Raw genomic sequence first — 8,730 nt, forward strand, 5'->3', positions numbered from 1 at the left:
ATAAATATAATGAAACAAACTAAATTAGGATTAATGTTCATCGCTGCACTGATGACTGGAACTGCTTATGCACAGGATCTGACTGGCATCTGGCAGCAAATTGATGATAAAACCGGCTCACCAAAAGCGATTATTGAAATTCGTCAAAATGATAATGGGACTTTTGCCGGAAAAATCATCAAAGTGACTCCACGTCCAGGCTATACCCCACAAAAGACCTGCAATAAATGTCCCGCGCCTTATACCAATCAACCGATCCTGGGCATGGATGTATTGACTGGCTTAAAACATGTGGAAGGCACCAATAATTATGAAAAAGGTAAAGTGATTGATCCATTGGCAGGTAAAGTTTATGATGCTCGAGTGCGTCTAAATGCCAATGGTAAACGTTTAACCTTGCGTGGTTATGTCGGTGTGTCCGCTTTAGGCCGTAGCCAGACCTGGATTCGCCAAGATTAGTACCTAATTCTCATTATTCAAAAAAGCTGCCAAATTGGCAGCTTTTTTTTAGTGTATCAACTCTATAGTATTCAGATAAGTGTTGACTATTTTAGTAAGATTTCTAACATGAGCGGGCGATGATAAAAATTCTTTGGAATGACTCTCTATGTTTAAAAAAATATTACTTGCCGCGCTTACAGCAGGATGCATGACCAGTCTTTGGGCAGACGATATTACTGGAACTTGGCAACAAATTGATGATAAAACGGGGGCGGCTAAAGCGATTATCGTCATTAGCAAAGAAGCAAATAATACCTATTCAGGCAAAATTGTAAAAATCACGCCTCGCCCAGACTATAATCCACGTGAAAAATGCAATAACTGCCCTGCACCTTATACCAATCAGCCTATTTTAGGCATGACCATTTTAAAAGGCCTAAAACTGGTTGAAGGCACCAAGAACTATGATAAAGGTCGTATTATCGATCCATTGGCAGGTAAAATTTATGATGCAAAAATGCGTTTAAACAATACCGGTAAACGTTTAACCTTACGTGCCAGCATAGGCGTTTCAGTTCTAGGCCGTAACCAGACCTGGATTCGAGCAGACTAAATTTTAAAACTAAAAAAGCCACGTAATCACGTGGCTTTTTTAATAGCTTTACTTACATCACCGGATTATCCACTGCAAACATCTGCTGATCTTCTAGGCGGAATGCCATGAGTTGATTACCCCAGACACAACCGCCATCTACATTCTGAATCTTGTTCGAAATGGTTTTACCGTTCAAGGCGGCCCAGTGACCAAACAGGATCTGATGAGTTTGTGCGGCCTGTGATTCAAACTCAAACCAAGGTTTAAATCCTTCCGGCATCGGATCATCCAGCGCATCTTTAAAGCTGTATTCCAGACGTCCCTCAGCGTCAGTTAAACGCATTCGGGTGAGGTAGTTCACGATACAGCGAATACGTTCATGGCCTTGTAGCTGATCCGACCAAAGTGCGGGTTCTTTCCCGAACATTTCTTTCAGAAAATCATCCAGCACCTCGAAGTCATCATGAGCAATGACCGCTTCGACTTCTTGTGCCAATTGAGCAGTTTTTTCTGCACTCCAGATATTCGGAATCCCAGCATGCGTCAGGATAGTCTGCTCATTTGGAAATAGACACATTGGCTGTTTGCGCAGCCAGTCAATCAAGTCATCACTGTCGATCGCATCAATCACATCACGAACATTGTCTTTTTCTTTCACCGGTTTGATGCCGCGCGCATAAGCCAGCAAAGTCAAATCATGATTTCCCAAGACCGTCGCAGCCGCACCTTGTTCAGCTAACTTTTTGATAAACCGCAATGCTGCAATTGAGTTTTCACCACGTGCAACCAAATCTCCGGCAAACCAGATAAAATCCCGATCTGCATCAAACTTGATTTCTTTAAGCAAAGCTTTCAAAGCCTCAAAACAGCCTTGAACATCACCAATCACATAATTATATCGAGCAGTACGGTTCATCGTAATTTAAGCCACCATTTGATCTGAAAGTGCAACAAACTGTTCAAGGGTCAGGGTTTCTGGACGCGCCATCGGGTCAACACCCGCTTTTTCAAAACCCTCTTCGACCAACATACCCTTCAAGCTGTTACGCAAGGTTTTACGACGCTGGGTAAAGACATGAGATACCAGACGTGCCAGCGCTTTTTCATTCTTCGCCACAATCGGTTTAACTTTATAAGGCTCTAAACGGAATACCGCAGAAGTTACTTTTGGAGGCGGATTAAAAGATCCAGGTGGCACTTCGAACAAGAAAGTCGGTTTACAGAAATATTGAATCATCACCGACAGACGGCCATATTCTTTGGTATTGGGTGATGCGGTAATGCGGTCTACCACTTCTTTTTGCAGCATGAAATGCATGTCTTGCACTTTGTCACCAAATTCCAAGAGATGGAATAACAGTGGCGTTGAAATATTATAGGGCAAGTTACCGACCACACGTAATGGACGATCTTCCTGGAACAACTGAGAATAATCGTATCTCAAGGCATCGGCTTCAATAATGGTTAAACGTTCCGGATGCGGCACACGACCCGGCAGGCCAGCAGCCAGATCACGATCCAGCTCAAGTACGGTTAAGGCATCACATTCACCAATTAAAGGTGAAGTCAAAGCGGCCAGACCCGGGCCAATTTCCAGAATGTTCTGACCTGGACGCGGATTGACTGAGCGTACAATTTTGGCAATGACACGCTGGTCATGTAAAAAGTTTTGACCAAATCTTTTTCGAGCCTGATGCCCTTCATCTTTTGGGTTTAAGGCATTAATTTGATACATAAAAACATTTCCAACGTGAGTGATGAACAATAATCAGTGGCGCGCCAGATCGAGGGCTAAATCGACAGCAACGTGCAGGCTGGAACTTTTCGCAAGTCCCGTCCCCGCAAGGGAGAGTGCTGTGCCATGATCAACAGAAGTTCGAATAAACGGTAAGCCGAGGGTAATATTAATGGCTTCACCAAAGCCCTGTGATTTTAACACAGGTAAGCCCTGATCGTGATACATCGCCAGAACAGCATCAGCATCTTTTAGGTTTTCTGGAGTAAATAAAGTATCAGCAGGTAGGCTTAAACTCATGTTGATACCTTGGGCACGATAGCTTTCGAGTACCGGATTGATCACTTCAATTTCTTCCATCCCCAAATAACCGCCCTCCCCGGCATGCGGATTTAAACCGCAAACCAGTATATTCGGCTGTTCAATCTTGAATTTGGATTTCAGGTCGTGAATCAGAATATCAATCACCTGATGCAAGCGTTCAGGCGTAATCGCATCTGCCACGGCACGAAGCGGAAGATGGGTAGTGGCCAAAGCCACGCGTAAAGTTTTGGTGGCCAGCATCATGACTACACGTGGAACACCAGCAAATTCCTGGTAATACTCGGTATGACCACTAAAAGAAATGCCCGCTTCATTTATCACGGACTTTTGTACAGGCGCAGTCGCGACGCCGACACTTTTTCCTGACATGGCATAGTCTGCGGATCGACGCAGTTGCTCCAGTACATAAGCCGCATTGTTCGGATTCAGCTCACCCAATACGACGTCTTGCTGCACGGGAACATGCTCTACAAATAGCTGACCGATGCCTGAAGATGACTCCTGTCCTTGATATTCAATCAGCTCAACCGATAATTTGAGTACCTGAGCACGTTGCTCGAGCATATGAATATCCGCCAATACCACAATTGGGCGCTCATCAACACGATCTGCAAGACTCAGGCAAATATCAGGACCAATTCCGGCAGGTTCCCCACTGGTGACATATAAAGGCAGCATCATCTTCTCAATTTGGCAAAGCTGAGAAATATTATAACCCGATCACGCCTACGCTGTAGTAATCATTGCAAAGAGTACTTATAAATCAATATTTTGATACGATTGAAACTATGGTTACAAATATAGTTGCAGTTTTTGTAGCATATAAAGGCTTAGGTCTTTCTTTCACCAGGGAGATTAGATAAAATACAGCGCTTGAAATTTTAATTTTCATTTGTGATTCTTCACGTATTCGTTTAGAATCGCGTCTCCTTTAGTTTGGACAGATTCCATAGTCCAAACCAACTATAATAGGTAGTGGTTTAATGAAAACTCTCAGCGCTAAGCCAGCTGAAGTTCAACACGACTGGTACGTTGTTGATGCTTCTGGCAAAACTTTAGGTCGCCTTGCGACTGAAATCGCTCGTCGTTTACGCGGTAAGCATAAAACTTCTTATACTCCTCACGTTGACACTGGCGACTACATCGTTGTTATCAATGCTGAAGAAATCACTGTGACTGGTAAAAAGTCACAAGATAAGAAATACTATCGCCACACTGGTTTCCCTGGTGGTATCCGTGAGACTAACTTTGAAAAGTTAATCGCTCACAAACCAGAAGCAGTTCTAGAAAAAGCTGTTAAAGGTATGTTACCTAAAGGTCCTCTTGGTTATGCAATGATCAAGAAAATGAAAGTGTATGCAGGTACTGAGCATCCACACGCTGCTCAACAGCCACAAGTTTTGGACATCTAAGGGATAACAGCACATGGCTACTAATTATGGTACAGGTCGCCGTAAGACCGCAACTGCACGTGTTTTCCTATCAGCTGGTACTGGTAAACTCGTAATTAACAACCGTACTCTTGAACAGTATTTCGGTCGTGAAACTGCTCGTATGGTTGTTAACCAACCACTTGAGCTTCTTGAAGCTACTGACAAATATGACCTTTACATCACTGTTGCTGGTGGTGGTATTGGTGGTCAAGCAGGCGCTATCCGTCACGGTATTACTCGTGCATTGATCGCTTCTGACGAAACTTTAAAACCTGCTCTTCGTCAAGCTGGTTTCGTTACTCGTGATGCTCGTGAAGTTGAACGTAAGAAACTTGGTTTACGTAAAGCTCGTAAACGTCCTCAATTCTCTAAACGTTAATTCGTTTACCGAATCGGACAAAAAACCCTGGATTTTCCAGGGTTTTTTATGGTAGTTAATTGGTAATTTAGACCTTTTTCCTTGTTATTGTTCATGCACATCCTTACCCCACACCCCTTCATGACACCAGAATGACTTCATCAAATAATAATTTGCGATCCCAATACAGATAAACAGCAAAATGACAGGAAGCTTGATCAGCATCTTATTTTCCTCCAGTTGTTTTTCTTATAATCTACCTCGGCTCAAGCCGATTGATCTTTGATGCTTGGTGCTTTTTAGGTTGAATTTTAGTATCCTAGTCTATTCATTAGAAGCTCATCAGGATTTATGTCAGTCGAAAGCGCGCCTCTTCAAGGAATCACTCTCTATAGTCATGCCGATGACTTTCGTTCCCATTGGATTCGCTATGTGCTTACCGAAAAACAGATTAAATATAACCTGATTTTGGTGGATGCCGATGATGAGGATCTGGCCAGTCTCAATCCTTATAATCAATTGCCGATGCTGATCGAAAATGAACTCAAATTATTTAATACTTCAATTATCTCTGAATATGTAGATGATCGTTATCGTCAGAACAAACTGTATGCCGATGCTCCGATGCCCCGGGCAGAGCAACGACAATACATCTGGCGCTTTGAAAATGACTGGCTGAAGCTGGCTGATATCATGTTACGCCATCCTGATACGCTGGATAAGAAAGCCAAAGCTCAGGCACAAAAACAGTTACAGGATATCCTGATTTCATTGATGCCACTATTCCAACATTTTCCCTATTTTATGTCTGAACAATTTAGTATCCTGGATTGTATGCTGGCACCAATTTTTATCCGTCTGAAACAGATGGGCGTAGAATTACCACAGCAGCAATGCCGTCCGTTTTATTTATATTGCCAACGAATTTTTAGTCGTCCTGCCTTTGTAAAATCCATGACATTGCAGGAAAAGAACCGTTATTCAGTGCAACTCAAACATCCATAGAGAAACATCATGTCCGAACAAGAATTCAACCTTAGCCCTACCCGTCCCTATATGGCACGTGCAATCTATGAGTGGGTTTGCGATAACAATATGACGCCTTACCTGCTGGTGGATGCCACACGCCCAAATACCATGGTTCCTGAGCAGTTTATTAAAGATGGACAGATTGTTCTGAATATTGTGCCACATGCCGTGCATGCGCTGCATATGAGCAATGATGCCATTAGCTTCTCGGCTCGCTTTGGTGGCGTTTCTCGTGATATTTATGTGCCTATGGCAGCAGTACTCGGCATTTATGCACGTGAAAATAGTCAAGGTTTATTCTTTGATCCAGGTGAATATGAGCATACACAAAATGATGAAGATGCTTTAAAATCAAGCACTGAAGAACAAACTGAACAACCAAAGAAAAAACCGACTTTAAGACTATTAGATTAAAAATAATGGAGCAAGTGAATGGCTTTTGATTTAGTACAATATTTTGTTGAACAGATAGAGACTCAAAAGCCTGAGCTTCTAAAAGAATATACAAAAGAAGAAAGACGAAAATATATATCAGAAATCAATGCCTTAACTTTAGGAAAACTTATTACTGAATGGCGTCATAACCCACAAAAAATTTATAATGAAATCAATCATCCTGATGAATTATATATCCTGGAAATCGTGCGTCATCTCGCTACCAGTCCGGAAAATCAATCTACTCTGGATCGAGCCCAGCTTGAGCACAGCACTTCAGAAATTTTTCATTTACAGCTTATTGAATTAAAACAACTGCATGATACCGGCAACCATAATATCCATAGCATTCAGGAATTACTGACCGGGCAAATTGAACATTTATCTGGTCAAGCAGATGATTGGGTTTGGACAACAAACAAGCTAACAGAACTCAAAGGCTCTAAACCAATTGTGCAAGAAGAGCTATCATTGGAAGCATCAATGAAGGAGTTTAATCAAATGGTAAGCCAGAATCAGCAGCATCAAGATGTCGAAGAAGTCATTGTTATCAATACCCCAACATGGGCAAAGATTGTTGAACCCATCGTGGCGATTGTCATTCTTTGGGTATTAATCGCAGCCGTAATGCGCGTGTTTGGCTAAAATAGTCTGCAATAAAAAACCAGCGATTCGCTGGTTTTTTATTTTGTAAGGTTTATAAGATCAGCTTGTAAACTCTTATAGCGCTAGTTTTACAGAGATCCCAATAGGTCAAACAAATTAACAGGAATTCTCTGTCTCAGAAGAATCTGATCAACTTTGAGATATAGATATGTTAAATATCTTATCTAAAATTCCACGCACAAAAAAATCCCCCTCTGCCTTGGCGGAGGGGGATTTTGGAATAATGAGCTGGCGATGACTTACTCTCACATGGGTAACCCCACACTACCATCAGCGCTAAGAGGTTTCACTTCTGAGTTCGGGAAGGGATCAGGTGGTTCACTCTTGCTATGGTCGCCAGCACAACTGTTTATGGACTTGTTCGGGTCTTATTTAACTGCTGTTGCAGTGTTTGCCGTACTTCGTACCAAATGAGTTATTAACAGAGATACTTGAGTTAAATTAGGTTGTTCATTTTATCTAGCTTTTCAACTAAATCAAGTTTGATCGTTTGATTTCGAATCAATTGAGCTTCACTTCTTTCGAAGTTCGTACAACAACTGTTTGGGTGTTGTATAGTCAAGCCTCACGAGCAATTAGTATTGGTCAGCTTCACATATCACTATGCTTCCACATCCAACCTATCAACGTCGTAGTCTTCAACGGCTCTTTAGGAGACATAAAGTCTCGGGGAAATCTTATCTTGAGGTAGGCTTCCCGCTTAGATGCTTTCAGCGGTTATCCCTTCCGAACATAGCTACCCGGCGATGCCACTGGCGTGACAACCGGTACACCAGAGGTTCGTCCACTCTGGTCCTCTCGTACTAGGAGCAGATCCTCTCAAATTTCCAACGCCCACGGTAGATAGGGACCGAACTGTCTCACGACGTTCTAAACCCAGCTCGCGTACCTCTTTAAATGGCGAACAGCCATACCCTTGGGACCTGCTTCAGCCCCAGGATGAGATGAGCCGACATCGAGGTGCCAAACACCGCCGTCGATATGAACTCTTGGGCGGTATCAGCCTGTTATCCCCAGAGTACCTTTTATCCGTTGAGCGATGGCCCTTCCATACAGAACCACCGGATCACTAAGACCTACTTTCGTACCTGCTCGACTTGTGGGTCTCGCAGTTAAGCGCGCTTTTGCCTTTATACTCTACGCGTGATTTCCGACCACGCTGAGCGCACCTTCGTACTCCTCCGTTACTCTTTAGGAGGAGACCGCCCCAGTCAAACTACCCACCAGACATGGTCCTCGTCCCGGATAACGGGACAGAGTTAGAACCTCAATATTACCAGGGTGGTATTTCAAGGACGGCTCCATCGCAACTAGCGTCGCGACTTCAAAGCCTCCCACCTATCCTACACAAGTAAGATCAAAGTTCAATGTCAAGCTGCAGTAAAGGTTCACGGGGTCTTTCCGTCTAGCCGCGGGTACACCGCATCTTCACGGCGAATTCGATTTCACTGAGTCTCTGCTGGAGACAGCGCCCCCATCATTATGCCATTCGTGCAGGTCGGAACTTACCCGACAAGGAATTTCGCTACCTTAGGACCGTTATAGTTACGGCCGCCGTTTACTGGGGCTTCGATCAAGAGCTTCGCTTACGCTAACCCCATCAATTAACCTTCCAGCACCGGGCAGGCATCACACCCTATACGTCCACTTTCGTGTTTGCAGAGTGCTATGTTTTTAATAAACAGTTGCAGGGGCCTGGTTTCTGAGGCTGTCG

General features: G+C 43.4%; 10 protein-coding genes, 1 rRNA gene and 2 other annotated features. Of the genes, 7 read left to right on the forward strand and 4 right to left on the reverse strand.

Annotation, left to right across the window (positions count from 1 at the left end):
- The first annotated feature begins 9 nt into the window (after positions 1-9).
- Both F890_RS06040 and F890_RS06045 read left to right on the forward strand, forming a co-directional pair.
- Entirely contained in the window at positions 10-459 is a 450-nt protein-coding gene (locus F890_RS06040; RefSeq protein WP_005266048.1) for a DUF2147 domain-containing protein, read from the forward strand.
- A gap of 148 nt (positions 460-607) precedes the next feature.
- Positions 608-1,054: a DUF2147 domain-containing protein gene (locus tag F890_RS06045; protein WP_005266049.1), complete on the forward strand. Its 447-nt coding sequence runs from the start codon at positions 608-610 to the stop codon at positions 1,052-1,054.
- Positions 1,055-1,106: 52 nt separating this feature from the next.
- Here the strand turns inward: F890_RS06045 and F890_RS06050 are convergent, their stop codons facing one another.
- From F890_RS06050 to pdxA, 3 genes are read right to left on the reverse strand one after another with little or no spacing between them, the layout of a single operon-like run.
- Positions 1,107-1,952 (reverse strand): symmetrical bis(5'-nucleosyl)-tetraphosphatase, encoded by an 846-nt coding sequence (locus F890_RS06050; protein WP_005266050.1) that lies wholly within the window; start codon positions 1,950-1,952, stop codon positions 1,107-1,109.
- A 6-nt stretch (positions 1,953-1,958) separates the two neighbouring features.
- Complete coding sequence (gene rsmA / locus F890_RS06055; RefSeq protein ID WP_004645966.1) at positions 1,959-2,771, reverse strand: 16S rRNA (adenine(1518)-N(6)/adenine(1519)-N(6))-dimethyltransferase RsmA; 813 nt, start codon at positions 2,769-2,771, stop codon at positions 1,959-1,961.
- A gap of 33 nt (positions 2,772-2,804) precedes the next feature.
- The gene (gene pdxA, locus F890_RS06060; RefSeq protein WP_005106114.1) at positions 2,805-3,773 is read right to left on the reverse strand and encodes a 4-hydroxythreonine-4-phosphate dehydrogenase PdxA; all 969 of its coding nucleotides are present in this window, start codon (positions 3,771-3,773) and stop codon (positions 2,805-2,807) included.
- Positions 3,774-4,078: 305 nt separating this feature from the next.
- Between pdxA and rplM the strand changes: the two genes are divergently transcribed.
- The 5 genes from rplM (at position 4,079) to F890_RS06085 (ending at position 6,995) form a co-directional block, all read left to right on the forward strand.
- Entirely contained in the window at positions 4,079-4,507 is a 429-nt protein-coding gene (gene rplM / locus F890_RS06065; RefSeq protein ID WP_004281682.1) for a 50S ribosomal protein L13, read from the forward strand.
- A gap of 13 nt (positions 4,508-4,520) precedes the next feature.
- Positions 4,521-4,907 carry a 30S ribosomal protein S9 gene (gene rpsI / locus F890_RS06070; RefSeq protein WP_004281681.1) on the forward strand — a complete coding sequence of 129 codons (387 nt, stop codon included), beginning with the start codon at positions 4,521-4,523 and terminating at the stop codon, positions 4,905-4,907.
- A gap of 330 nt (positions 4,908-5,237) precedes the next feature.
- Positions 5,238-5,891 (forward strand): glutathione S-transferase N-terminal domain-containing protein, encoded by a 654-nt coding sequence (locus tag F890_RS06075; RefSeq protein WP_005248012.1) that lies wholly within the window; start codon positions 5,238-5,240, stop codon positions 5,889-5,891.
- A 9-nt stretch (positions 5,892-5,900) separates the two neighbouring features.
- Positions 5,901-6,329 (forward strand): ClpXP protease specificity-enhancing factor, encoded by a 429-nt coding sequence (locus F890_RS06080; protein ID WP_005248014.1) that lies wholly within the window; start codon positions 5,901-5,903, stop codon positions 6,327-6,329.
- A gap of 18 nt (positions 6,330-6,347) precedes the next feature.
- Entirely contained in the window at positions 6,348-6,995 is a 648-nt protein-coding gene (locus F890_RS06085) for a hypothetical protein (protein WP_004281678.1), read from the forward strand.
- 247 nt (positions 6,996-7,242) lie between these two features.
- Here the strand turns inward: F890_RS06085 and rrf are convergent.
- A 5S ribosomal RNA gene (gene rrf, locus F890_RS06090) occupies positions 7,243-7,357 on the reverse strand.
- Between the two features lie 226 nt (positions 7,358-7,583).
- Positions 7,584-8,456, reverse strand: a sequence feature (23S ribosomal RNA rRNA prediction is too short).
- A 30-nt stretch (positions 8,457-8,486) separates the two neighbouring features.
- Positions 8,487-8,718, reverse strand: a sequence feature (23S ribosomal RNA rRNA prediction is too short).
- Positions 8,719-8,730: the final 12 nt, after the last annotated feature.

Origin of the sequence: Acinetobacter sp. CIP 64.7 (assembly GCF_000369745.1) — a bacterium.
GTDB lineage: Bacteria > Pseudomonadota > Gammaproteobacteria > Pseudomonadales > Moraxellaceae > Acinetobacter > Acinetobacter fasciculus.

What these genes read in the sequence shown, in the direction of transcription:
- F890_RS06050 (WP_005266050.1), bottom strand. Translation starts at nt 1,952, where the DNA reads ATGAACCGTACTGCTCGATATAATTATGTGATTGGTGATGTTCAAGGC.
- rsmA (WP_004645966.1), bottom strand. Translation starts at nt 2,771, where the DNA reads ATGTATCAAATTAATGCCTTAAACCCAAAAGATGAAGGGCATCAGGCT.
- rpsI (WP_004281681.1), top strand. Translation starts at nt 4,521, where the DNA reads ATGGCTACTAATTATGGTACAGGTCGCCGTAAGACCGCAACTGCACGT.
- F890_RS06045 (WP_005266049.1), top strand. Translation starts at nt 608, where the DNA reads ATGTTTAAAAAAATATTACTTGCCGCGCTTACAGCAGGATGCATGACC.
- F890_RS06040 (WP_005266048.1), top strand. Translation starts at nt 10, where the DNA reads ATGAAACAAACTAAATTAGGATTAATGTTCATCGCTGCACTGATGACT.
- F890_RS06085 (WP_004281678.1), top strand. Translation starts at nt 6,348, where the DNA reads ATGGCTTTTGATTTAGTACAATATTTTGTTGAACAGATAGAGACTCAA.
- pdxA (WP_005106114.1), bottom strand. Translation starts at nt 3,773, where the DNA reads ATGCTGCCTTTATATGTCACCAGTGGGGAACCTGCCGGAATTGGTCCT.
- F890_RS06080 (WP_005248014.1), top strand. Translation starts at nt 5,901, where the DNA reads ATGTCCGAACAAGAATTCAACCTTAGCCCTACCCGTCCCTATATGGCA.
- rplM (WP_004281682.1), top strand. Translation starts at nt 4,079, where the DNA reads ATGAAAACTCTCAGCGCTAAGCCAGCTGAAGTTCAACACGACTGGTAC.
- F890_RS06075 (WP_005248012.1), top strand. Translation starts at nt 5,238, where the DNA reads ATGTCAGTCGAAAGCGCGCCTCTTCAAGGAATCACTCTCTATAGTCAT.